This is a genomic window from Eubacterium xylanophilum ATCC 35991 (assembly GCF_000518685.1).
Classification (GTDB): Bacteria; Bacillota; Clostridia; order Lachnospirales; family Lachnospiraceae; genus Eubacterium_F; species Eubacterium_F xylanophilum.
Window position 1 is genome coordinate 80,879 of record NZ_JAEB01000001.1, and the last position, 26,457, is coordinate 107,335.

Annotated in this window: 17 protein-coding genes and 1 other RNA gene; all 18 read left to right on the forward strand. The window is 41.2% G+C overall.

The features are described 5' to 3' along the window. Positions 1-278: 278 nt before the first annotated feature. The 18 genes from L877_RS0100400 (at position 279) to L877_RS0100480 (ending at position 26,373) form a co-directional block, all read left to right on the forward strand. Positions 279-1,082, forward strand: a complete 804-nt coding sequence (locus tag L877_RS0100400) for an alpha/beta fold hydrolase (protein WP_026834400.1) — start codon at positions 279-281, stop codon at positions 1,080-1,082. A gap of 139 nt (positions 1,083-1,221) precedes the next feature. Beyond that, positions 1,222-2,187, forward strand: coding sequence for a helix-turn-helix domain-containing protein (locus L877_RS0100405; RefSeq protein WP_026834401.1), 966 nt, complete (start codon positions 1,222-1,224; stop codon positions 2,185-2,187). After that, positions 2,172-2,924: a hypothetical protein gene (locus L877_RS0100410; RefSeq protein WP_156922945.1), complete on the forward strand. Its 753-nt coding sequence runs from the start codon at positions 2,172-2,174 to the stop codon at positions 2,922-2,924. The genes L877_RS0100405 and L877_RS0100410 overlap by 16 nt, the downstream gene beginning before the upstream one ends. Positions 2,925-3,091: 167 nt before the next feature. Then, the gene (locus tag L877_RS0100415) at positions 3,092-4,699 is read left to right on the forward strand and encodes a GNAT family N-acetyltransferase (protein ID WP_026834403.1); all 1,608 of its coding nucleotides are present in this window, start codon (positions 3,092-3,094) and stop codon (positions 4,697-4,699) included. A gap of 73 nt (positions 4,700-4,772) precedes the next feature. Further along, positions 4,773-5,237, forward strand: coding sequence for a low molecular weight protein-tyrosine-phosphatase (locus L877_RS0100420; RefSeq protein ID WP_026834404.1), 465 nt, complete (start codon positions 4,773-4,775; stop codon positions 5,235-5,237). A gap of 64 nt (positions 5,238-5,301) precedes the next feature. Next, a complete protein-coding gene (locus L877_RS0100425) occupies positions 5,302-5,898 on the forward strand; it encodes an HAD family hydrolase (RefSeq protein ID WP_034784712.1) in 597 nt (198 codons plus the stop codon). 35 nt (positions 5,899-5,933) lie between these two features. Continuing rightward, positions 5,934-7,715 carry a sensor domain-containing diguanylate cyclase gene (locus tag L877_RS0100430; RefSeq protein WP_026834406.1) on the forward strand — a complete coding sequence of 594 codons (1,782 nt, stop codon included), beginning with the start codon at positions 5,934-5,936 and terminating at the stop codon, positions 7,713-7,715. 62 nt (positions 7,716-7,777) lie between these two features. Then, positions 7,778-7,986, forward strand: a non-coding RNA gene (ssrS, locus tag L877_RS13770) — 6S RNA. A gap of 82 nt (positions 7,987-8,068) precedes the next feature. Continuing rightward, complete coding sequence (locus L877_RS0100435; protein ID WP_156922946.1) at positions 8,069-11,521, forward strand: PD-(D/E)XK nuclease family protein; 3,453 nt, start codon at positions 8,069-8,071, stop codon at positions 11,519-11,521. Further along, positions 11,508-15,110: a helicase-exonuclease AddAB subunit AddA gene (addA, locus tag L877_RS0100440; protein ID WP_026834408.1), complete on the forward strand. Its 3,603-nt coding sequence runs from the start codon at positions 11,508-11,510 to the stop codon at positions 15,108-15,110. Before L877_RS0100435 ends, addA begins: the two co-directional genes overlap by 14 nt. Next, positions 15,103-15,876 (forward strand): class I SAM-dependent DNA methyltransferase, encoded by a 774-nt coding sequence (locus tag L877_RS11585; RefSeq protein ID WP_051437584.1) that lies wholly within the window; start codon positions 15,103-15,105, stop codon positions 15,874-15,876. Before addA ends, L877_RS11585 begins: the two co-directional genes overlap by 8 nt. Next, entirely contained in the window at positions 15,863-17,746 is a 1,884-nt protein-coding gene (locus L877_RS13225) for an SH3 domain-containing protein (protein WP_026834409.1), read from the forward strand. Before L877_RS11585 ends, L877_RS13225 begins: the two co-directional genes overlap by 14 nt. 25 nt (positions 17,747-17,771) lie before the next feature. After that, positions 17,772-19,073: a cohesin domain-containing protein gene (locus L877_RS0100455; protein WP_026834410.1), complete on the forward strand. Its 1,302-nt coding sequence runs from the start codon at positions 17,772-17,774 to the stop codon at positions 19,071-19,073. 11 nt (positions 19,074-19,084) lie between these two features. Then, positions 19,085-21,526 carry an ATP-dependent Clp protease ATP-binding subunit gene (locus L877_RS0100460; protein ID WP_026834411.1) on the forward strand — a complete coding sequence of 814 codons (2,442 nt, stop codon included), beginning with the start codon at positions 19,085-19,087 and terminating at the stop codon, positions 21,524-21,526. A gap of 82 nt (positions 21,527-21,608) precedes the next feature. After that, positions 21,609-22,025 (forward strand): hypothetical protein, encoded by a 417-nt coding sequence (locus L877_RS0100465; RefSeq protein ID WP_026834412.1) that lies wholly within the window; start codon positions 21,609-21,611, stop codon positions 22,023-22,025. Between the two features lie 90 nt (positions 22,026-22,115). After that, entirely contained in the window at positions 22,116-23,495 is a 1,380-nt protein-coding gene (gene radA / locus L877_RS0100470) for a DNA repair protein RadA (protein WP_026834413.1), read from the forward strand. A gap of 54 nt (positions 23,496-23,549) precedes the next feature. Further along, the gene (locus L877_RS0100475; RefSeq protein ID WP_026834414.1) at positions 23,550-24,005 is read left to right on the forward strand and encodes a hypothetical protein; all 456 of its coding nucleotides are present in this window, start codon (positions 23,550-23,552) and stop codon (positions 24,003-24,005) included. A gap of 49 nt (positions 24,006-24,054) precedes the next feature. Further along, the gene (locus L877_RS0100480) at positions 24,055-26,373 is read left to right on the forward strand and encodes a CotH kinase family protein (RefSeq protein ID WP_026834415.1); all 2,319 of its coding nucleotides are present in this window, start codon (positions 24,055-24,057) and stop codon (positions 26,371-26,373) included. Positions 26,374-26,457 lie beyond the last annotated feature (84 nt).

Below are 26,457 nucleotides of genomic sequence, written 5' to 3' on the forward strand. Positions count from 1 at the left end.
CCGATAATTGTCTTACGAACGACGTGAGTAAGACCAGCGATATGCGTTTATTGTCTTACGAACAACGTGAGTAAGACCAGCAATATGCGTTTCAAATTAAGAACCGCTACAGCTTTGCTGTGGCGGTTTTTGCAATTATAGTGACTGTTGGTGGAAAAGAACGGGGGCGGGGAGATAAGTTGAAGAAATATTCCGAATATGGTAAGATAGAATTGTTGATTTTATGATATGAGCTTATCAATATAGTTAGAGTAAAATCGAAGAGATAAGGAGTATATATGATTGAAAAGATACTACATTCGGAATCAGGAGATGTACATTATTGGATATCAGAATCAGTTAACAATGAGGCATTATCGCTATTTTTTCTCCATGGCTTGACAGCAACTCATGAGTTGTTTATAAACCAAGTGAATTATTTTGAAAAAGAATATAATGTAATAGTATGGGATGCACCTGCACATGGGTTATCCAGACCGTATTGCAATTTCTCATATGAAAAGGCAGCAAATGATGCGGTTAATATTTTGAAGGAAAACCGAATTGAATCCGCAGTGTTCATTGGCCAGTCTATGGGTGGATACATGGCTCAATCTGTTATTAAGAGATTTCCGAATTATGTTAAAGCATTTGTATCAATTGACAGCACTCCCTTTGGTGAGAAGTATTACTCAAAATTTGACAGGTGGATACTTAAGCACTTTGAGGGAATGGCAAAGATGTATCCTGACAAGTCCCTTCGCAAAGCTATAGCAAAGCAGAATACAAATTCCAAGCATGCATATGATAATATGTATAAAATGGTGTCGATATACGATAAAGCTGAATTATGTCACCTAATGGCAGTGGGGTATGCAGGTTTTATGGAGGATAATAGTGACATTCATATTGACTGCCCCGTTCTATTGATCGTTGGTGAGTGTGATAACACAGGAAAGGTCCATAAGTATAACAAGGAGTGGGCGAAGGATATAAATGTTCCAATAACATGGATTAAAGATGCAGCTCATAACTCAAATGACGATCAACCAGAGCAAGTAAATAGGTGTATTAAAGAGTTTTTGATTAGCATTGTAGATTAAGGAGAAGAAAATGGTTAGAGTACTATTCGTCTGCCACGGCCCTCTACCAACCGAGCGGTCAAAAAAAATAACTAACATAAATATTGAAAACTAACATCCTATATGTTAATATAAAATAAAAATGTTAGAAGGCGATTATATGAAGAAACTATTCGAGCAGGTATATGGACGAAAACTAGATTATTTTGAAGAGATAAAATATTCGTTACCTCTTTATTTACAAGACGGCAAGAAATTCTACAGGGTGTCTGTTTCAGGGAAGAAGTTTGTTGTTGTGTTTTCCGAAACACAAGAGCGATTTAATATAAAAACCTTGAAAAAGCAGCTGACATCCTATCAAAATGTCATAAAAGAGGATGTTGTTTACGGCTTTGGAAAGATCAGTTCTTTTCAGCGTAAGAGCATGATAGAGAATGAAATACCTTTTGTATCTCGTAATGGGCAGATGTATCTGCCGTTCATGGGGGTATTATTTGGGAAGTGCGCCAAAGGAGAGGATATCGTCAAAGACCACTTTGCGCCGGGTTCGCAAGTTCTTTTCCTCCTGTTTTTATATGAAAACGATAGTTATACGAAACTTGAGGCGGCAAAAAGGCTGCAGGTTTTACCGATGACCATATCCAGAGCATCAAAGCAATTGCTTGAAAAAGGCTTGATAGAGGAAAAGAAGCAGGGCACTGAAATTGTAATGACGGTTAGTGTTAAGGATCGAAGAGAGCTGTACAGTAAAGCAGAGAAATACCTTATTAATCCGGTTCAAAGTTTTTTGTATTTGCCTAACGGTAGGGTAGATAGCAGCACACCTGCATCCGGAGAATTCAGTTTATCTCAGAGATCTGACATGGGCTATCCAAAGTATGTTGAGTATGCTTTATACAAAGACTTGCCTTTTTTTAAAGGGTTAACTTCTGTGGATCCAGATCTGAATTATGAGACTGATATTGTCCGCATCCAAAAATGGAAATATAATCCGCTATTGTTTTCGTGTAATGGGCAAGTCGACCCGGTCTCTCTTATTTGTACGTTTGCGGATAGCAGGGACGAGAGAATTCATAAGTGTCTTGAACAGGTAAAGGAGGAAATCTGGAATTGGCAGATAATATAGAATTAAAGAACAATCTTATGTCTTTTCGTGAGACATTCCGAGAGTATACAGATTATTATACCGTAATAGGCGGAACGGCATGTATGATCCTCATGGAAGAGGCAAGCAGAGATTTTAGAGCTACAAAGGATATTGATATGATCCTAATCATGGAGGATGGTGGGAGGGAATTTTGTGAGACTTTTTGGAAATACATTCTGCGTGGGAAATATACATGTGGTTGGAAGGATTCTGAACCACATTATTACAGATTCACAGAACCGCTCCCGGGATTTCCGTCACAGATAGAGTTGTTTTCCAGACGCGCAGATTTTGAACTGGATTCTCGTATTATTCCTGTTCATATAGATGATGATGTATCCAGTCTGTCTGCAATCGCTTTGGATGAAGATTTCTATGCTTTTATGAAAGAAGGACGAAGAGTAGTCGATGATATCTCGATTTTAGGAGCTGAGTACATTATTCCATTCAAAATGTATGCATGGCTTAATAATACCGACTTGAAAAAGCGGGGAAAGAAAGTCAATTCGGATGATATCAAAAAGCATAAGAATGATGTGTTCCGTTTGCTGCCATTGATCAATCCTGATGTAAAGATCCAAACAGGTGGAAATGTTAGAGGTACAGTTCTTTCCTTTATTGAGAAGATGGGACCGGAAGCTGTTGCTGACGAATTCCTCTCAAACGGAAGGACGAAAGAAGAAACACTGGATATCTTCAGAAAGGTATACATATAAATTGGGGGATAGAGAGGTATTGTGACGGATTTCACAAATGATCCCTTGGAATCAGAATATTGTTCGACTTCTTTCGGATTTAAGGGATGAATATATAAAACAAGGTTTGGAGGACATGTGATCATGGAATATGAGAGTGAGCTGTTTGAAGGGATTGATGATCAGAGATGAGTGAACTAAGTTACAAAATATCCACATTGTTTCGTAAATGTGGACTGGGGAATGTATGCGGTACCATAGAGCCGGTCTCCGGCGGGCTTATGCATAGGATGTATAAAGTCAGGACGGAATCGAAGATATATGCAGTTAAATGCCTGAATCCCGAGGTTATGAAGCGTCCCAGGGCTTTGGATAATTATGCAAGGGCGGAAGAGCTTGAGAACATTTTAGAGAAAGAGGGGATTCCAATCGTTCCGGCGCTTTCTTTTGACGGAAAGAAGATGATAGAGGATGATGGACGGTATTATTATATTTTCCGATGGCAGGAGGGAAGCATTACAGATTATAACGCCATATCGAAGCAGCAATGCTATATGGCGGGTGAGATTCTGGGAAGGGTCCATAAGATTGATCCTCAGAATACAGAGCCGGAAGAGCCTGAGGTCAGTGATATAGATTTTGAAGCATATGCGTCCGAGGCTGATAAGGGAAAAAGCGTCATTGCCGGGCTGATCACTGATAATCTGCTTCTTCTTAAGGAAGCTCAGGATAAACTGAATAACGCAAGACGAATGCTGCCTGTTATGAGTGCGATAGATGATCCGGATATGGATCCTAAGAACATCATGTGGAATGAAGATAAGGCGTATGTGATAGATCTTGAATGTCTTGAGAGAGGTAACCCAATCGCCACCTGTCTGGATCTGGCCCTTCAATGGGCGGGGACTGTTAATGCTAAGTATTCCAAAGAAAACCTGGCTGCTTTTTATGAAGGATATCTGTCTTCCTATGACAACGGATTTCGTTCCTATGATGAATTGTTTGGGATAAGCTATACTTGGGTGGAGTGGCTTGAATATAATATCCGGCGTGCGCTTGGAATAGAAGGCTCAAACGAAGAAGACATAAGGCTTGGAGAAGAAGAGGTTAAGAATACGATAGAGCGGATTAAGTATCTCAGCAATATCGAGGAAGATGTATGCGGTGTACTTGACGGTCTGAAGGCTTCGGATCCGAAAAAGTATAAGACGCATGATAATAAGCTGTGCTATGTTGACCTTTTGTTTGAGAGTGAGCTGCAGGAAATACCTCAGAAGGACCTGCCTGAGGGCTATCGTTTTGCGATGTATAAACCAGGTGATAAGACTGCATGGATAAATATAGAATTGTCTGCGGAAGAGGTACTTGATTATAAGCATGGCGAGGAATGCTGGGAACGTTACTATGGCGGGCGTGAAGATGAACTTCCGGAGAGAATGATATTTATAGAGAACAGCACCGGTGAGAAGATAGCCACGGCAACGGCATTCTATGATATTCATGGAGACAGCAGACCCGGAGAAGGTCAGCTTCACTGGGTTGCGGTCAAGAAGGAAGAACAGGGTAAGGGCCTTTCGAAACCCCTTATCACATATACTTTGGGAGTCATGAAAGAATTGGGTTATGAAAAAGTAAAGATCCATACCCAGACCAATACCTGGCTTGCCTGTAAAGTGTATTATGATCTGGGGTTCAGACCTGAAAGGGAAAGTCTTGTAAAAAACAGATTTGGATGGAAAATGGTAAGTCAATTAACGGGAAGAGTTGCACCTTATTTTGCACCTTTTGGCGGATAAAATATGCCAAAATATGCAAAGACATGCTAAATCGTGAAGGTGCAACAATTCAGTATTTATGAGGTTTTGAGAGATGATAAGAGTACTATTCGTCTGCTGGGGCAACATATGTCGTTCCCCGATGGCAGAATACATATTTAGAAAAATGGTCCGTGAGCGCGGGCTGGATCAGAATATTTATGTGGAGTCAGCGGCCACATCTACAGAAGAGTTAGGGAATCCGGTATATCCTCCGGCGAGAGCTGAATTAAAAAAACATGGAATTGACTGCAGTGGACATCATGCACGACAGGTAAGACCTAAGGATTATGAAGAGTTTGATTATATAATTGCCATGGAGGACATCCATCATAGAATAATGAGGGATAGATTCTTCAGAGGAAGAGATGACAAGATTTCTCTGTGCCTTGATTATACGGATCATAGGGGAGAGCAGATAGCAGATCCCTGGTATACCAGAGATTTTGTCACAGCATACAATCAAATCGCTGAGGGATGTAGTGGTTTATTGGATTATATAGTTGATAATAGTTTGTAGATATGTTATACTAGGGAGTAACAATATAGATCGGTTTGGATATATTAGTCATGAGGAGGGTAATGTGTTAAAGAGTATAATATTTGATGTAGGTGGAGTAGTTTTGGGGTATCGCATGCTGGAATGTCTTATGGAGTACTTAGGTGATGACATCGAAGAGGCTAAGAGATTAGGTGATTTGATATTCTCAGATGAAGCATGGCTTGATCTTGACAGAGGTGCGAAGCCCATAGTGGATAGTTTAATTGCTTTTAGAGAAAAGTATCCCGATGATTATCCGGCCATAGAATGGTTCATAAGTCACGCGCAGAGGATGCCGGTTGGTCGACCTCGGGTTTGGGAGCAGATGAAGCGGCTTAAGGAAAAAGGATATAATATATATATATTATCTAACTATTCAGAGTTTCTATTTTCATTACATACTGATGGCCTTCCTTTTTGGCAATATGTTGATGGTAAAGTCGTATCGTATGAGATTCACAAGATTAAACCGGAACCGGAAATTTATAAGTATTTATTGAAAAAGTATAATTTAAAGGGAGAAGAATGTTTGTTTTTTGATGATCGCAGGGAAAACTGTGAGGGCGCAGAAAAATGTGGCATTCCGGCAGTTTTAGTGACATCAGAAGATCAGTTTCTAAGTAAGTTAAAAGGATTATGATCGAACGGCCATGTGGCCGGTTAAGGGGAGGTATTATGAAGCAATATCAGTATGATGTCTCGAACTTTAACAAATTTAAAGAAGAAACCCAAGAACTAAAAAAACTTGCAATGGAAAATCCAGGATATAAACTTGTATTTCAGATATTTGTTTTTTCATTCGTGGAAAAAGAAGTAAAGGAGTTATGCGAGTATATTGAGGATGAGTTTCCGGAGGCAGGCTACTTTGGATGTTCAACAAATGGAAATATATACAATGGTTGCATGTCAAGTAACAACATCCTGGTTACATGCACTATTTTTGAGGATTCTTCATCGATTTATGATATAGCTCAATACAGTTTCAACCAAGAGAACATGGGGGAAGTGGCGAATCGCATAAAAGAAGATATCGAAAATCGCCCATGGATAAAATCAGTAGAGCTTCTAATTACCAACAGAGGCTTGACTGTCACGGATTTTTGCAGAACTTTGCAGAAGATTCCGCAGGATATATGCGTATTTGGTGGCGGAGCCTTCGAAGAGAACAGATCCATGCCGACAATTGTATTCAGTAAGGGAAATGGATTTTGTACGTCAGGAGTTGTATTTCTGTGGACTGGTGGCGAAAACTTGCACACATATACGGAATATTTTACCGGCTGGAAACCTCTTGGTGTAGAAATGATGATTACCAAGGCAGACAGAGCGATATTGTATGAAATAAATAATGAACCTGCCTTTGATATTTACTCAAGATATCTTGATATCAAGAATGATGAGAATTTCTTCTATAACACCCTTGAATTCCCTATTTTGTATAGAAATAATGGAATAGATGTTCTTAGAGCTCCAACAGAGGTTAATCCGGACGGATCATTTAGAATGAGTGCGGATGTGGATTCTGGCGTCAAGGCACGCTTGTCATACGGCGATCCGGAGACGATTTTGGACAATGTGCGCTGGGGAGCTAGAAGGGTTAACAAGTTTGGCCCAGAGGTTATCAAAGTTTATTCTTGTGCAGCCAGAAAGACATTTTGGGGAGAAGATGAGATAAGCAGAGAGACCAAGCCGTTTAACTCGATATGTCCAACTTCCGGCTTTTATACTTCGGGAGAGTATCTGAGAACCAATGGTTTCATTAATAGACATAATGTGACATTGGTGATATCAGCTACTCGCGAGGGTGCGGCAAAGAAGACAAACAAATTCAATGAAAATTATCCGGAGGCTGAGCTATCTCATAAAGTGTCTATTATCAATAGATTTGCGACTTTTATAGAGGCGTCTACAGATGAACTTCGGAAGGCCAATGAAAAACTGGAAAAGATGGCAATTACCGATGGAATGACGGAATTATATAACCGAATGGAAATCCAGAGAAGGATTAATGAAGCTATAGAGATGTACAATTCTAAGGAAAATGCGGTAAAAAATATTGATAGTGTTTCGTTAATCATGCTTGACATTGACAATTTTAAAAATGTTAATGACGAGTACGGCCATCATGAGGGAGATTTAGTTATAAAAGGGCTCTCGAAACTCTTGATAGATGTTATGGAAAAGAGTCGAGGTAGGATCTCTGTCGGAAGATGGGGCGGTGAGGAATTTATGATTCTTCTGACTGATATCTCCTTAAAGGATACTTTGTCTATTGCGGAGGGCTTGAGAAAAGATTTTTCAGAAAAGAAATTCAAGGAATCAGGCGGACATACCATGAGCCTTGGAGTTTCTATTGTAAAGCCGGGAGAGTGCGGAGATTGCCTGACGCGCAGAGTTGATGAAGCGCTATATATAGCAAAGGATCAGGGTAAGAATAAAGTGGTTTACAAAGAGTAAAAAACACTTGAAATATTTCTCATGACGGAGTATAATAAATATAACAACAAAGACAAACCTTAGGTTTCCTGAAATGCTCGACAATTCTTGAATTTTTGAACCTACAATACTTTAAACGGGATTCCAATATTTGTGTTTGGAAGCCAGGCCGTCACTGCCAGCTTGCTGGTATAAATGGTTTCATTTCAACGGAGGGCTGAAGATCACGTGAGGTTGCCCACCTAGCAAATGCTAGGAGTCAAAAATCGAGAACCGGCATTTTGGGGCTATGAAGAGAATATAGAGCAGCGATTGTTTCGCTGCTCTTTTTAGGTTATTGGTAGATTGAATGTTTACAAGAAAGGGCGAATCAATTGGCAGTACAGATTATGACAGGTGCCTCCGGTGCCGGAAAAACATACGAATTACAGAGATGGGTTCTGTCTGAAGCTCAGAAGAATCCTGAGAAGAATTATTATTATATAGTTCCGGATCAGTTTACGCTGGAAACACAGAAGGAACTTGTGCGTAAGAGCGGAGAAAACAGAGAGAGTAATCTAGAGCAGGGTATAAGCAATATAGATGTCCTCAGTTTTTCGAGGCTTGCTTTTAGGGGATTTGAAAAATTTCCTGCCATGTCCAAGACTATACTAGATGATACAGGCAAAACTATGCTTTTGAGAAAGGTACTTGAAGAGGAGAAGGACAACCTAACTTTTTTCAAAAAGGGTATTAATAAACCGGGATTTCTAGATGAGTGCAAATCCCTTCTTTGCGAGTTCAAGCAGTATTCTATAGGTGAAGATGAATTTGATAAGATGGGCGCCTTGGGGACAAAATTCCAAGACATTAAGTTAATTTCAAGAAGGTTTGATGAAAAGCTTGGAGATTCCTTTATAATGGCGGAAGAGCTGATGGATCAGTTTACGCCATTGGTGACGAGAATTCCTGATTTTAAAGACGCGATATTTTGTTTGGATGGCTTTACGGGATTTACGCCCAATCAGTATGCATTAATCGAAGAACTCATGAGGGTTTGCGAGACATTAATAGTGACGATTACCACGGACTCAACTAGGCGAAGGAATTCTGTTTTTGGTATAAGCTATGAAACAATCAGAAGGATTATCAAGTCAGCAAACAACAATGGAATAATGCTTCTTCCGGAGTGGAAAGTAGATAATAAGCCGATTGATGCAAGGTATGGCGGAAATAAGGAACTGGCTTTTCTCGAGGAGAATATTTTTGCCCATGGTGGAGAAAGCTATGATGATGAGACAGAGAGCATATGCCTATATACTGGAGAGACTCCGGGAGACGAGATCAGATATGTTGCCACCAAGATATGGTGGCTGGTTGCAAGTGGCGAGTATCAATATGAGGATATTGCTGTGATTGCAGGAGATATTAATGCCTATCAAAGGCAGATAATACGCGAGTTTGACAGGATGGGGATCCGATATTTTGTCGACAATAAGAAGAATATTAATGCCAATTGGATGGCGGAGTTTGTGGATTCGGCAATCCAGATGGTGGATAAAAATATGGATCAGGAGAGTGTATTTAGGTTTCTGAGATGTGGACTTTCTCCGCTTGAACGATCTGAGACGGATGTGCTGGAGAACTATGTAATCGCCACGGGAAAAAGGGGTATTAGTACATTTAGAAAAGAGTGGCGCGCTAAGGTTCGCCTGATTGATGAGGGATATGTCAATCAGATAAGGGAAAAGTTCATGGAGGCTATCAATCCCTTCGTGGATGGAATGCGAGGCGGAAAGAAGTCGGTTGAGGAGTTTTCGAGAGCCGTGTATGAACTCATAGAGAGAACAGATTGCTATGAGCGCTTGATTGATCAAAGTCAGGTTTTTGAGGAGAGCGGTGACAAGATTTCCGCCAATGAATACAAGAGAGCATATAATGTAATCATCGAGATAATAGATGAACTTGTGGAGTTAATAGGAGATGAAATTCTAGGTATTGATGAGTATGCAAATCTCATAAGAGCCGGTGTGAGTGATAAGATGATTGGGTTTATTCCGCCGAAGAAAAACCAGGTGGTGGTGGGTGATACCAAGAGAACCCGTCTTAAGGCGGTAAAGGTTCTGTTTTTTGTGGGATTGAGGGCAGATTGCGTTCCTTCGACAGGTGGAGCTCCGGGAATTATTAATATGAGAGAGAGAAAGCTATTAGAACAAGCAGGAATCGAGCTTGCGCCTAACGGAAATAGAAAGCTTGCAAATGATTTATTTAATATATACTTGAATATTGCCAAACCTTCCGAGAAACTTTTTCTCACCCATTGTACCAAGAATAACAAGGGAGAGAGCTTAGAGGTGTCAAGCGTTCTGAGTAGGATTATGCAGCAGTTTACCCATATAACCAGGGAAAAATGTGATGATAATATATACAAGATAAGCACTGATAAAGGGCGATTGGCTTTTGTCAGCGGGCTGTATGACGGAATATTTTTGCATGATGACGAGGAAGCGAATGCTTGGAAAGAGATCCTAAGATATAACAAAAATCAACTTGATGGAAGTTGGGTTGATAGGGCTTTGCATGTGCACTTTAAGCCGGTTGAGGCGATGAAATTGTCTGATAGGGCGGTAGAAATGCTCTACGGAAATAATTTGCAGGAAAGTATTACAAAGCTGGAGAGATTTATTAATTGTCCTTTTTCATTTTTCTTGAAATACGGTTTGAAATTAGGGGAGAGAGAAGAATATAGCGTGTCTGCGTTGGACTTTGGAAATATAGTTCATGAGGTTTTGGAAAAGGTATCTGAGGATGTTGTGAAGAGCGATAGAGGGCTTGCAGATCTGGAGGAACAGGAGATAGTGGACCTTGTGGAGGATGAAGTTGACAAGGCAGTGGAGGAATATCAGAATCAAAAGTTTTCACAATCCAAGCGGGTTGAATATATGGTGAGAAGATTTAAGATTATGATAACAGAGTCTCTGATGGCCATGGTCGCGCAGATGAAGCGCGGACGCTATAATCTCGAGTTCTATGAGAGCAGCATTGAGTCCAGCGGGAATATTGCCAGTATGAAGGTGGAGATTGATGAAAACAAGAGAATCTCTTTTGCCGGAAAGATTGACCGAATCGACCTATGTAAGAGGGTTGATGAAGTGTTGGTAAAGATTATTGATTACAAGACAGGGGCTCACAATCTGTCTTTGTCGGATATTTATAATGGAATTAAGCTTCAGCTTGTCATGTATATGGCTGCGGCCATGGAAAAGTGCGCCCAGATTGACGGTGACAAGAAGCCCACACCGGCAGGAATGTATTATTTTCATGTCAAAGAGCCTTCGCTGGAAATAGACAATTCTGAGTATTTTGAGAGAAGCGAAGAGCATGAGAAGAGCATCGGAGATAAAAAGAAGAAAAGCTATATGTACTCGGGATATACGAACAGTCGTGTGGATGTCATCCAAAGTCTCGATGATGTGTTTGGAGACGGGCCGGAGTTGGAAGCTAGAAAAAGTTCTGATATATATAAGATTAAGACCAAGGCTGACGGAGGATTTGATTCCAGTGCGCAGGTTTTGTCTGAAGAAGACTGGAGAGATTTGATGGACATAGCTGTGAACAAGGCCGCCCAATATGGAAAGAGGATATTTGATGGAGATATTGGAATTAATCCACTCAGATGTGGCAAGACAGATGGCTGTGAGTACTGTCCTATGAATGGTATATGTGGGGTCGAGCAGTCTAATAAGGATAAATTTTCCAATAGGGTGGAGAATCTAGATGATAAAGAAGTGGTGGAGAGATTGAAGAGAGAGAGAGGAAACGGAGGTGATGAAGATGAACTGGACTGATGATCAGAGAAGAGTTATTGAGGATAGAGGGCACAATGTTCTTGTCTCAGCGGCGGCAGGATCAGGTAAGACTGCTGTACTGGTTAGGAGAATTATCGAGAGAATACTCAGCGAGGAAAATCCCGTTGATATAGATCAGTTTTTGATTGTAACATTTACCAATGCGGCTGCAGGGGAGATGAAGGAGAGAATCCAGAAGGCAATCAGTGATGCTTTGGTTGAAAATCCGGAAAATGAGCATCTTCAGCGCCAGATTCTCTTGGTTCAGGGAGCGCAGATTACTACGCTTCACAGCTTTTGCAAGTTTATAATAGAGAATTATTTTTATAAAATAGGATTTGATCCATCTTCTAGAATCGCCAAGCCGGCGGAGATAGAGATGATTAAGGATGAAATATTAGACGAGCTTGTGGAAGAAAAATACGATTCTCTCGACTCCGCTTTCCTGGAGATGATGTCTCATAAGAGCAATAAATCTGCAGATGAGTCCTTTAAGGCCTGTGTAAATAGTCTCTATGAGGGCGCTCAAAACGAGCCATTTCCCGAGGATTTCTACGAGAGAATGTATGAATTTTGCCGAATGGAGACATTGGATGAAATCATAGGAAGTAAGATTGGTCAGTGGGCTCTGGGGCAAATCGATAAGATGATGAAGTCGGCTTTGGAGGGATACCAGAGTCTTAGAGATTGGGTTCGACTCAATAGTGCGGATTTGAATGAAAAGTTTGAAAAATTCGCCAGGAAAGAGCATGAAAGAATCCAGTCTGCATATGATAAATTTGTGAGTGGAGATTATGAGTCATTCTTTGCGGAAATAAGCAGCAGGTTTGATACGCTTTCTCTTGGAAGAAAAAAAGAAGAACAGGAGTATAGAGAGTACTTTAAGGCGCGTAGGGAAGTCTGTAAAAGCACTGTGATAGAAGCGAATTCCTATGATTTCTTTACGAATTCTTATGTAGCTGATTATCACAAAGAGATGAGAAAATATGCGGAAGTGTTCCTCTCTACTGCCGAGGAGTTCGGGCGGAGATTTGCTGAGGAAAAGGCGAATAGAGGGATACATGATTTTGACGACTTGGAACATTTTGCCATTCGAATTCTCATAGAGCGAGACGAAGAGAAGAACGAGACTTTGTCAGATGCAGCCCTCCAGTTAAAAGACCAATTTGTGGAACTGATGGTAGATGAGTACCAGGATAGCAACTTTGTTCAAGAGAAGATTATATCTGCTATTTCCAGGGACAATAATAGGTTTATTGTGGGAGATGTAAAGCAGAGTATATACAGGTTTCGCAACGCTAGGCCCGACCTATTTATCGATAAAATGTTCCGATACGGAAGAGAGGAAGACAAGAATAGTGTTGTAATCTCGCTAAATCAGAACTTTAGGAGCAGGAAGTCCGTGATTGATGGCGTTAATGATTTGTTCTTAAAAATCATGCACAGAGATTTTGGGGATATTGAGTACGATGACGTGGCAAAACTCTATTACGGAGAGCTTTATGAAAAGGCGCAGGATGATCCACGCACTACAGAAGTAGAACAAGAAGACGGCTCGGGGAAGAGTACCTATGATACTTCGGAGGTTTTCTATATTGAGGACGGGGGAATTGAAGAAGAGGGAATACTTATCGCCGATGAGATAGAAAAGTATGTAAACGGCGAGAATCCCCTTTATGTGCTTGACGGAGATAGCTATAGAAAGGCTGAATACGGGGATTGTGCGGTTCTTCTCAGAAGCATCAAGAGCAATGGGAAGGCAATCTGTGATGCTCTTGAGTCCAGGGGAATACCTGTTTATATGGAGAATTCCAATGGTTTTTTTGATACCAGAGAAGTGGCTCTCATAATGGATGTTTTGAGAATTATAGATAATCCGCTTCAGGATATACCGTTGGTGGCGGTGATGAGGAGTCCGATCTATGATTTTTCTGACGAGGAATTGGTATTTATAAGAGAGAGGAATTCATCGGAATATTTTTATGAATCTGTAAGACACTACAGCGCCAACGAATCGGCTGACAGAGTCTTGGTAAATAAGGTTGCAGACTTCTTGGGAGACTTAGAGATGCTCCGAGAAATAGCCTCTACTAAAACCGTGACAGAAGTGATGGAAACGGTATTTAACATATCACAAATAGACTATATACTGATGTCTATGCCGGGGGGAGAACAGAAGAAAGCCAACTTGGAGCTCCTCATGGAATTGGCGGAGGAGTTTGATGAGAGTTCATATAAGGGCATACATCAATTTGTGCGATATGTGGAGAAAGTGAAAAAGCAGAAAAGTGATTACGGGGAAGCTAGTATAGCCGGAGAGGGACAGAACAGTGTCCGCGTAATGACTATTCATAAGAGCAAGGGATTGGAGTTTCCTATATGCTTTGTGGCGGCAACAGGGAAGCGACTTTTGAAAAACGATACTGAGGGAATGATGACTTTCAGCTTTGATTATGGAATTCTGACGCCTATATATGATGGGGAGAGATACGTGAGTACAAAGTCAGTTTTCAGTAGCATATTTAAGAAGAATGAAAAATATCAGAGCTTAGCTGAGGAACTCAGGGTTCTCTATGTAGCCCTTACGAGAGCTAGAGATAAGCTTATCGTCGTGGGAAGTGGAAGTCGTGTGAAGAGTATTTCTCTTGATTTTTATGGCAGAAGTACTGCTAAGAGCTATATGGAGTGGATAGTTTCCGCCGTGAGTCAGAGTGATTACTTCCGTTTTCACAATCTGACTTCGGATGATATCGCCGAGTTAGAAGTGGAAAAGGTTGTAGAAAATCGGATTGATAATGCGATTATTAACAATTTTGACACATCCGTAGAGTATCATAGTGAGATAGAGAGAATATTTGACTTCATGGACCACAAAAACCGAGAAGAGTACCTAGAGACGCCTATTAAGCTCACCGTAGCCGAGATCAAACGCAAATCCCTTGAAGCGTCAGAAGAAGGCGCGGAGGACGTCTATGAGATTGAAGTTGATGATCGAAGGATTCCACAGTTTATAGCGGAGTCAGAGGAGAAAACTCAGTCGGGTACAGTTTATGGAAATGCATGGCATCATTTCTTCGCCAACGTAAACCTGGATAAAATGCCGGACGGAGATATTATAAAGTCAGAGATTGATAGGTTGTTGGCTGAGGGCATGATAACGGAGGAAGAGGCCAAATTCCTCAGTGTTAGAAAGATTTTAGCATTCTTTGAGACCGACGTGGCAAGACAGATTATAGAGGCCAATGAGCGCGGGCAGGTGTTTAGAGAGCAGCCATTTGTGATTTCAGTTTCCATGAACGAGATAGAGAAGTATGGCTATGAGGCTGATGAAGATGGCAAGGAAAATGTTCTGATACAGGGAATCATCGATATTTACTACTTCGATGGCGACAAGATAGTGCTTCTTGACTATAAGACGGATAAGGTGGAGGATGAGGAGCAATTGATTGACAGGTATCAGATTCAGATTGATCTCTATGCCAAAGCTCTTCAGAATAGCCATGGAGTGAGAAAAATCGACAAGAAGATCTACTCTTTTTCTCTCGGAAAAGTAGTGGATATGGGAGGTTTGAGCGACACAAGTGAGTGATAATGCATATACGGATTTTGCCAATATATATGATGATATGATGGAAAATATTCCCTATGCCGATTGGGTGGAAAAACTCCACAAACTCTTCGCCGGACGAGGTGTGAAGGGGGTTTGCGAATTGGCATGTGGAACGGGAGTGATTCTTGAGGGGCTGTCAGAGCATGGTTATGACTTGGTTGGAATAGATATTTCTGAGTCCATGCTCAGTGTGGCAACTGAGAGGCTTTCTGATGCAATCATGGAGGGAAAGTGTGTTGTTTCCCTTCAAGATATGCGCCGGTTTGCCCTGCCAAGTCCGAGTGATGCAGTGATATGCCTCTGTGATTCCGTAAACTATTTGAGCAAATCGGAATATTTACTTGACATGTTTCGAAGTGTGCGAGAAAATATGAAAGACGGGGGAATATTCATATTCGATGTCAAAACAGAGCATTGCTTTAGGGATGTCATGGGAGATGAAGTAAGAGTAGATGAGGGAGAAGAGGGAGATTATCTGTGTATATGGGATAACAACTATGATGAAGGGGCAAAGTGCAATGAATATTTGCTGACTATTTTTGAACGATGTGGTGACGATATATACAGAAGAACAGACGAACTTCATACTCAGTATGTTCATGACCATACAGAAATAATCGAGGCCATGGAAGATGCCGGGTTTAAGAATATAGGATGGGGATGTGATATTGATGACATTCTCGTCAGAGAAAAGCAAGATGTAGACAATATGCTTGAAAGGATATATTACTATGGAGAAAAGTAGATTAAAGAAGAGGTTTCTCGCATGCGTGGCGATGTTTGCCCTAGTGCTTGGGGTAGTTGTAACCAATGTTTCGACGGAAGCTGCTACTAAGGGAAAAGTTACTGCAGCCAGTGGGCTCAACATGAGATCGGGAGTGGGAACGGATTACTCAGTAATTACCACAATCCCCTCTAATGCCACAGTGACAATTAACAGCAAAAATGCAGGTACGGATTCAAATGGCGTGACCTGGTACAAGGTGACATATTCCGGGAAAACGGGATATGTTTCTTCGGCATATATAAGTATCCAGAGTTCGGGAAGCTCCAATAGTGAAGTGGACCCGGCGGAGCCAAGTGGCGGAAGCTCTGCGACTATTTACAAGACTGAGGTTTCGTATGTGAAGATAAATGTTCCGGTGACTTTGAGAGGAAAAGTTGTTCCAAAGAAGACAGCCGGGGGCAAGGATTACAAAGTTGGAAAGAAGAAAGTGACCCTTGTAAAGGGGAGTTCTGCCAAGATAATAGGCGAGAAAACTGTTGGCACAGTCAAGTGGTTCAGGGTAAAGTTTAAGTATAACAAGAAATATCACAAGGCTTATGTCAAAAGCACTAAGGTCAACATGAATCTTGGAAATTCGGCTAACGGCCAGGTTATCACTGTAAAGAAAAACCTCAATATCAGGAAGAAAGCCGGATCGAAGAGTGCGTATTATAAGATCAAGAAAAAGATTGTAAAGATTCCATTATCGTCCAAAGTAAAGGTGATAAAGGCAAAATTTGTGGGAAAGACGCTGTGGTATAGGATTTCATTTACCTACAAGAATAAGACCAGAAAAGGGTACTGCAAGGCGAAGTATATAAAGCTTGTAAAGCTCAAAGTCACTAAGAAAGTAAAGGTGACAGCCCTTACATCTGCACAGTTTGAAAAGTCCATGAAGGATCAGGGCTTCCCGGATTCTTACAAGGATAGTCTTCGAAAGCTCCATGAATCCTATCCTTACTGGGAGTTCAAGGGATTTAAGACGGGGATTACCTGGGCGGATGCTATAAAAGCTGAGTCAAAACTGGGGATGAATCTTGTTTCAAATGGCAAGAGTGAGGCGTGGAAGTCAAAAGCCGAGGGGGCTTACGATGCATCAACAGGAAAGTGGATTGTATTTGACGGTTCAACTTGGGTTCAGGCCAGTGATGCCGCTATCAAGTATTACATGGATCCCCGCAACTTCTTGACTATACAGAGTGTGTTCCAGTTCGAGCTTCTGGGATATCAGCCACAGTATCAAACAGCGGATGGTATCGCCAAGGTTATACAGAATACTCCGTTTGGCGGAAAGAGCTTTAGTTATACAGATTCTAACGGCAGCAACAAGACAATTACATATGCACAGGCATTTGTGGAAGCCGCCAAGGAATCCGGTGTGAGTCCATATCACCTGGCATCAAGGGTTAAGCAAGAAGTTGTAACAAGTGCTACTACTACCAGTATTGCTGTTACGGGAACGAATTCCACATATCCGGGAATATTTAACTTCTACAATATCGGAGCTACAAGCGGAAGCAATCCTGCGTTAAATGGCCTTAAGTGGGCGAGCCAGGGGTCGACTTATATGCGTCCGTGGAATAATAGATACAAATCCCTTGTGGGAGGAGCTACATATATAGGCAATAATTATATCAATAAGGGCCAGAATACAGGATATCTTCAGAAGTTCAACGTGACTTCGACCAACAGGTATTCTCACCAGTATATGACCAACCTTGAGGCAGCTAATTCAGAGGCCCTCAAGACGAAGAATGCCTATGCGGGTAATCTTGACAAAGCGCCGTTGGTATTTTCAATTCCTATATATGAGAATATGCCATCAAATCCGTGTGCGGCACCACAGTAGAGAGTAGTATAAAGAGGAGATTTTTATGAAGCTTAATTCAAGTAAAATATTCTGCAAGGCGGTATTACTCATGTTAATATGCCTTACAGGATTTGCGATAGACAGCAGTATTTCTAAAGCGGAGGGGGCTAAAATAGAATTATCTATGTCTGCTCCCAAGGTGCAAGTTGGAAAAGAAGTGACGGTGATATGTACTATTACCTCAGATGAACCCATAACTGAGACAGAGTTTACGGTAGCTTATACTCCGGGTGTTTTGGCATTTGTAGAGGGAGGCACCAATGTTAGCGGCGGAAATGGTTATCTGTCTGTAAAGTCCGATGATGGCGGTGAAGGCCTGCTTCGCAAAACATTTTCCTTTAAATTCAAGGGATATGCCAAGGGAAGTACAGAGATTTCACTTTATGGAAATTGTGATGTGTACAACGAAGCTGGGGAGAAGATGTCTGTGTCTGCCAATACCACATCGGTTGAAGTGGTGGCGGTAAATGAATCAGTAGAGACGCCAAATCCCAAGAGCACCATGGTACCGGCACAGCAGGTGAAAATGGTCAAACTGAGCAAGAATAATAAACTCAAGTATCTTCATGCAAACTGCGTGTCAATGACGCCAAAGTTTAACAATAATACTAATCATTACAATGTTACTGTAGATTGTAATACGGATTACCTATATCTCAATTATGAGACGGCACAGTCCAAAGCTACAGTGTCATTTAAGGGAAATACGGAATTAGCTCCGGGAGTAAATCATCAGAAAATGATAGTTAAGTCACAGTCCGGAGAAAAGAGAGTTTTCGAATTTGACATAATTAAGGAGTCAGAGAATGACACGGAAATCCGCAAGATAAAGGAAGCGGGGGCGAAAAATATAGAGTTTACTGTCATAGAAAAGGCAGGAAAAGTATATGTAAAGAATCAATATCAGTTCGAAGTGGTATCAGTTACCGACGAGGATATCCTTCCTTCGGGATATGTCAAGACCAATATTGAGCTTGATGGAAGAAGTGTTACGGCATATACCATGGAGAATGATCTTGGAAATAATTATCTTCTCATGTATTTGAAGTATGAGGGGGGCGAACCTACGCTATATCAGTTTGATAGGCAGGAAAAAACTCTCCAGAGATACACGGGAACCATGACAGAAAAAGTAAACAAAGGGATTCAGGAGCAACAGAAAACTATCTTTACGAATACCACATTATATGCTATAATTGTAGGACTCGTAATCCTAGTTCTCGTCCTAGTAATCACGCTCATAAATATGATAATAAAGAAGCGAGTGGGGAAGGGAAAACGCGAGTTAGATGACACAGATTTTTAGGAGGAAATACATTGAGTATAGAATATACAAAGGTCGCAGAGAAAGTATTGATGCGGACTAACGAGGTTGCAGCCAAATTTAATACAGCAACTATTGACACAACTCATCTGGCATTTGCCTTGATTAGCACCAGGGGAGTTGCCGCCAGGATATTAGTTGAAAACGGAGGGGACAAGGAGAAAGTTCTGGATATGATATTTGAGTCCATGGGACGATGTCAGCCGGATGAACAGCTTGAACCATCTCCAAGATTTAAGGAAGTAGTTGAGCATGCAGAGAGAATAGCTAAGTCCAATAAGGACAAGAAGGTTGGAACAGAACACCTTCTAATCGCTCTTCTTCTCAATAAGAATTGCACCGGAACAGTTATGTTACAGCAGTGTGGAATTGATGTCAGGAAGGCATATCTTGATGCCAATAAAACCATCGGAATAGACGATAATGCGGCTATTGCGGAGTACTCTTCCGCGAAGAAAAAGAAGAAAAAGAAAAACAAACATACCATGCTCAAGGAGTATGGAACTGATCTAAACGAGCTCGCCCTTGCGGGAGATATCGATCCGGTTTATGGAAGACAAGAAGAGCTTGATAGCATGATTGAAACTCTTAGCAGACGCAAGAAGAACAATCCATGTTTGGTAGGAGATCCAGGTGTGGGTAAGACTGCCCTTGCTGAGGGACTTGCACTTAGACTCGTAGAGGGAAATGTTCCGGAGAGTGTCAAGAAAAAGAGAATCGTGAGCCTTGATCTCACAGGTATGGTAGCTGGGGCAAAGTACAGAGGCGAGTTTGAACAGCGAATCAAGGATTCTATCAAAGAGGCTATAGATGATGGAAATGTCATTCTATTTATCGATGAGTTGCATACAGTTATAGGTGCCGGTGGCGCAGAGGGGTCCATCGATGCATCCAATATCTTGAAGCCTGCGCTAGCCAGAGGTGAGCTTCAGGTCATAGGTGCCACAACCCGTGAAGAGTACCGCAAGTACCTTGAAAAGGATGCAGCGCTCGAACGTCGTTTTCAGCAGATAAGTATAGATGAACCTAGTGTTCCTGAAACTGTGGCGATGTTGAGAGGGCTTAAGGACAAATACGAAGAATTTCACGGATTGTCTATCAGTGATGAGGCGATAGAAGCAGCTGCTAAGCTATCCGACAGATATATAAGTGATAGATTTTTGCCGGATAAGGCAATTGACCTTATAGATGAGGCATCAGCCAGATTGAGACTTCTGAGTGCATTGAAAAAGGACAAGGATATCGAGGAGTGCGATGTGGCTCTCGAAGAATACCAAGGTGAGCTTGAGAGAGCCCTGAAGGAAGGGGACCTGGACTACGCAGTTGAGCTCAGAGAACTCCAGGACAAGGTGAACCAGAAGAAAAAGCGCGCCATTCTTCGTCAGGAGAAGCGTACCAACCAGAGAAAAATAGTCCTAGAGGAAAGGCATATCCAGGAGATGGTGGCGAGAAAAACCAATATTCCCGTCAGTAGATTGGAAAAAACTGAGACCAAGCGACTGGCTGAACTTGAGAAAACTCTCCACAAGAGAGTTATTGGTCAGGAAGAGGCTGTTGATGCAGTTTCCAGAGCGGTCAGACGAGGACGTGTCGGGCTTAAGGATGCAAAGCGCCCTATCGGATCATTTTTATTCCTCGGACCGACGGGTGTTGGTAAGACGGAGTTATCTAAGGCGTTGGCAGAAGCTGTATTTGGCGATGAGAAGGATATCATACGAGTTGATATGTCCGAGTATATGGAGAAGCACAGTGCAGCTAAGATTATCGGTTCTCCACCGGGATATGTTGGATATGATGATGGTGGACAGTTAACTGAGAAGGTGAGAAATAAGCCATATTCGGTTATCCTCTTTGATGAGATTGAGAAGGCTCACCCGGACGTATTCAATGTTTTGCTACAGATTTTGGAGGATGGTCAGGTGACGGATTCTCACGGTAAAACTGTTGACTTTAAGAATACTATTATCATTATGACGAGTAATGCGGGTGCAAATCGCATTATCGCGCCTAAGACACTTGGGTTTGTCACAAACGAGAGTCGTGAGGAAAACCACAAGCGCATGAAAGACGGAGTAATGGAAGAAGTTAAGCATATATTTAAGCCGGAGTTTCTCAATCGTGTCGACGACATCATAGTATTCCAGATGTTAACGAAGGATGAGATTGGTCAGATCGCTAAGCTGCTTTTGGATAACTTTAAGAAGCGCGTGAAGGAACAGCTGCAGATCAATATCACTATTCCGAAGAAAGTGGTTGAATATATAGCGGACAAGGGATTTGACAAGGACTATGGTGCACGTCCATTGAGAAGAGCTATACAGCATGATATCGAGGATTGCATCGCTGAAGAAATAGTTAACAAGAATGTTGTTATGGGCGACAATATTCGCTTGGCGCTGGAAGAAGATAAGATTTTAGTCAAAAAGAGCAAATAATTTTCTCAAAATGTGTGGAATTATTGTTCTAGATTTGATATAATCAATACATAAACAAAAGGTGATCAAGGAGGGCAAAAAGATGGCCGTTGTAGAGGAATTGATTCGTAAGGAAGCAGATGGTACACTCAGCTTTGGAAACTACTTGTTGGATTCCAAGACTAAGAAGTCGGATTTCAAGTATGAAGGGGATATATACAAGGTAAAAACCTTCAATGAGATTACAAAGCTTGAGAAGAACGGTCTATTTGTTTATGAATCAGTACCGGGAAGTACAGTTACTAACTATTCAGATGATGGAAACACAGTTTCTTTTTCAGTAGAGGCTGCTAAGGATTTGGGATTTACGCTTGAATTAGAGCCTTCACAGGAATATGAAGTTTCTCTTGATGGATCTTCACTTGGAAAGATGAAGACAAACTTAGGTGGAAAGCTCAATGTAAGTATAGAGTTAGATGAAGGCAAGAAAGCTGATATCAAGGTTAGTAAGTGTGATTAATTAAAAGAACAAGTTAGATGATAGTAGCGGTGCTGTCTTGGCACCGTTGCTATTTTGTGTGGGAAAACTTAGCATGGGAGTTAATAAAATATGGCAAAATCAAAAGTGATTTTTTATTGCAAAGAATGTGGCAATGAGACTAGCAAGTGGCAGGGACAGTGTCCGGCATGTAAGGCTTGGAATACTTTGGAAGAAGCACCCTCAGAGCGAATTGTTGCAGGGAAGAGTGTGAAGACATCTGTCAAAGTCGGTGATGTTACTCCGACTAGATATAAGGATATAACCACGGAGAAAGAAGTCAGAACAGGAACGGGAATGGCGGAGCTTGATCGTGTATTGGGCGGCGGTATAGTTGCCGGTTCGCTGGTTTTGGTTGGTGGAGATCCGGGAATCGGAAAATCCACATTGCTATTGCAGATGTGTAGAAACTTATCAAAAGAAGGTAAGAAGGTTTTATATGCTTCAGGTGAGGAGTCGCTCAAACAGATAAAGATGCGTGGTGACAGGATAGGAGAGTTTTCGGACTCTTTATTTTTGCTGTCTGAAACCAATATGACCGCAGTCGAGATGGCAATCGAAAAACTTGAACCCGAGGTTGTGATCGTGGATTCCATCCAAACTATGTATGAGGAAAACATAGATGCTGCTCCAGGCAGCGTGAGCCAAGTTCGAGAGATCACAGCGGTTTTGCTTAGGATTGCAAAGAAAAACTCAATCAGCATTTTTATAGTTGGTCACGTTACCAAGGAGGGAAATGTGGCCGGGCCTAGAATGCTTGAGCATATGGTTGACAATGTTTTATATTTTGAGGGTGATCCTTCGGCGTCATATCGCATTCTTCGCGCAGTTAAGAACAGATTTGGTTCGACCAATGAGATAGGCGTGTTTGAGATGAGAGAGATGGGACTGGTTGAAGTTCCGAATCCTTCAGAGTATATGATGCAGGGTAAACCGGTAGGAGAACCGGGATCCGTTGTGGCTTGTGCCATCGAGGGAACTAGGTCTTTTGTGATTGAAGTCCAGGCACTTGCGTGCAATACCTACTTCAATGTTCCGAGAAGGACGGCAGCTGGAACTGATTATAATAGAGTAAACCTTCTCCTCGCGGTTGTGGAGAAAAGACTTGGAATGCAGCTTTCATCGTATGATATATATGTAAATGTGGCAGGCGGCCTCAGAATCACGGAACCAGCTATGGATCTCGGTATTGTGGCAGCAGTAGTATCGAGTTTTAAGGGAAAGGCAATTCCGGATGATATGGTTATATTCGGTGAAGTTGGTCTTGTAGGTGAAGTAAGGGCTGTAACTCAGTGCGAGAAGAGAGTAGTGGAGGCAGCCAAATCCGGTTTTAAGCAGTGCATCATGCCGATGACAAATCTAGAAAATATTCAGAAGTCCGGTCAGCTAAAAAACAGCGATATAAAGCTTGTGGGAATCAGAAATATAAGAGAACTTTTGAACCATATATAGCCCGTAGGTTCAGGCGCCTTGGGTAAAAATACAAGCCTGAGATAGGAAGAATAAATGAGATTTAATACATGGGAAGACAAGTTGACTCCGTTATATAGATTTCTTATTGGAGCCTTGATAGTTATAATAGGTATTGTAAAGCAGCTTTTTTCAGATAAGCCGCTTGAGATGTATGCATTCTACATTATGGTATTTGGTGTTCTTTGTATTGCCAACGCAATCATGATGAAGATAACCAAAGAAAAAGTCAATATAATATTCTATGTGATTTGCACCATGATTCTTCTAATTGTGGGAATCAACCTGAGAGAATTCGAAGGTCTAAAGGGAGTGATGTTAAATACCATATATGTTGTATTGTTTGTAGTAGAATGGATAAAAAATGCTATTGTTATCAAAATTGATGACGGAATAAAGCGAGCTGTTATGGGGTTTGTAGCCGCTTTTATCAATGTTTTATTTATGGCAATTACATTCTTGATACCAATATTGATTGCTGTATTTAAATAAAATGGCGCCCAAGGGGCGCAAAATATTTTACAATATGGAGGTATGCTAAATGAGGAAGCATAGGATTATTAGTGGGGTGCTCGGGTTAGCGCTTGCTGCTGGGACAATATCTTTTGTGCCAACAACACCTGTGGATGCAGCAGCAAAGTTGAAGTTAAGCAAAACCAAGATAACTTTAAAGGTTTCACAGAAAAAGGTTATCAAGGTCAAAGGAACTAAGAAGAAAGTCAAGTGGAAATTAAGTAAAAAAGGAATCGTAAAGCTCAAGAAAAAGGGCAAGACGAAAGTAATGATTACAGCAAAAAAAGCTGGAAAGGTTACAATTAAAGCAAAGATAAAGGGTGTTAAGAAGAAGTTAAAATGTGTAGTAAAAGTTGTAGCGAACAAGGAGACAAAGGCAAAGTCTACAGCTACAGCGAAGGCAGCTGTAGCTGTCGTGGCATCGGCGGCAACAACAAAGGCGCCGGTTCATACACCACCTGTTCTCACAACACCACCTATTAGTTCATTGGCACCAAGTGCAGTGGCAAGTGAGGTTCCAAGTCCTGTTGTAAGTGCTGAACCAGTGGTAACTTCAGGACCTGTTGCAACTAAACCACCAGTGGTAACAGCGGCACCAACAGTTACACCAACAGTTACACCAGTGCCTACGATTGCGCCACCAATTTATCCAGTTCCGGAGCCAAAGGAAATTCCTGAGATTGAGACATATCAGGCAGGGGAAGCAGTTCAGGAACCATTTTTCACATATGACAGTGGAGCATACGGAGGAGCTTTTGAACTTCAACTGGCATCACAGGAGGGAACAACAATCTACTATACAACTGATGGATCAGTTCCAACAAAAGACTCTATTAAGTATGATGGAACAATCCAGGTTATAGATAGAAATAATTTTGCCAACGTTTTGTGTTCATCTGAGAATGTCAAGAAGATGGCATTGCCGGGAAGTGATTATGGATACGTTCCTAAGGTGAGTGAAGTGCCTAAGTGTACTGTGATCAGAGCAGTTGCAATCGCAGATGATGGAACGGCAAGTAAGGTTGTTACCAACAGCTACTTTGTTGGAAACGATCTGGAAAAGCAATATCCAGGAGCGAAGGTTATATCCCTTGTAACTGATCCTAAAAATCTTCTTGATCCGGAAATCGGTATCTATGTCCTTGGTAACAAGTATGATGAGTGGATAAAAACTGATGAAGGCAAAAATATGACTAACGGATGGTTTAAACAATATTATAATTATCAAGGTAATTATACACAGAAAGGCAAGGACTGGGAGAGACCAGCTAATGTAGAGTATATTGATCCAGCTACAAGAAGTGCTGAATTCAATGTACCAGCCGGAATCAGACTTCACGGTGGAGCGAGTAGAATGTATACTCAGAGAAGTTTCAATGTATACATGAAAGAAGAATATGGTCAGAAGAATCTCAAGTATCCACTTATCCCTGGAGATCTTGATAAAGATGGAAAGCAGATTAAGAAGTACAAGAGATTTATGATTAGAAATGGTGGAAATGATACAGAGTATACTAAGTTCCAAGATATATATATTCAGAACAGAGTAAAGAATCGCGCTTATGCGACACAGGCTTGTACTCCTGTTGTTCTTTTCCTCAATGGAGAGTATTGGGGATTGTATAATATGGGAGTGAAATATAGTGATTCATCTGTCGAGGAAACTTACGGAATAGACAGTAAAAATGTTGTCATATACAAGGAAGCTGAACTTGACGAAGGAAATGATGAAGATCAGGCTCTATATGATCAACTTATGGAGTATGCAGACAGCTCTAAGAAGGATATGAAGGATGATGCTGTATTTGATGAATTCTGCAATATCATGGATATTGATAGTTTTGCAGATTACTATGCAACAGAGCTTTATATAGCAAATCAGGATTGGAACTTAGAGAAGAATTATGAGATCTTCCGTGCAAGAGAGGTTGATCCGGAAAATCCATATGCAGATGGTAAGTGGAGATATATGCTTTATGATACAGAGCAGTCTATGGATCTCTATGGTTCAGGTGGCCCAACTGATAAGACATTTACCAATACACTTGGAAAAGACGGACTTTTTGCCAATGCTATGCGCAATGAGAAATTCCAGACCAAGTTTATGCAAACAGTTGATGAAATCTGTGATGTGAACTTTAAAGTGGATGAGTGTCTTGCAGATATAGATAATTATGCCAAATTATACAAACCACTTATGGAGAAGTTCTTTGATAGGTTCTATGGAACAAGCTCTAATTATCCAAGAAGCGAGTTTGATAATCATGTTCAGAAACTTAAGAACTTTGTAAATAATAGAGCTGTTAATTACAAAAAGGAAGTTAGTTCTTGGTGTGAAAAGAATTAATTATTCGATATTACAATTTAATTAAGATATTAAAACTCCCAGTTGTCGTAGATAGCTGGGAGTTTGTAAAATCTGATATTTGTA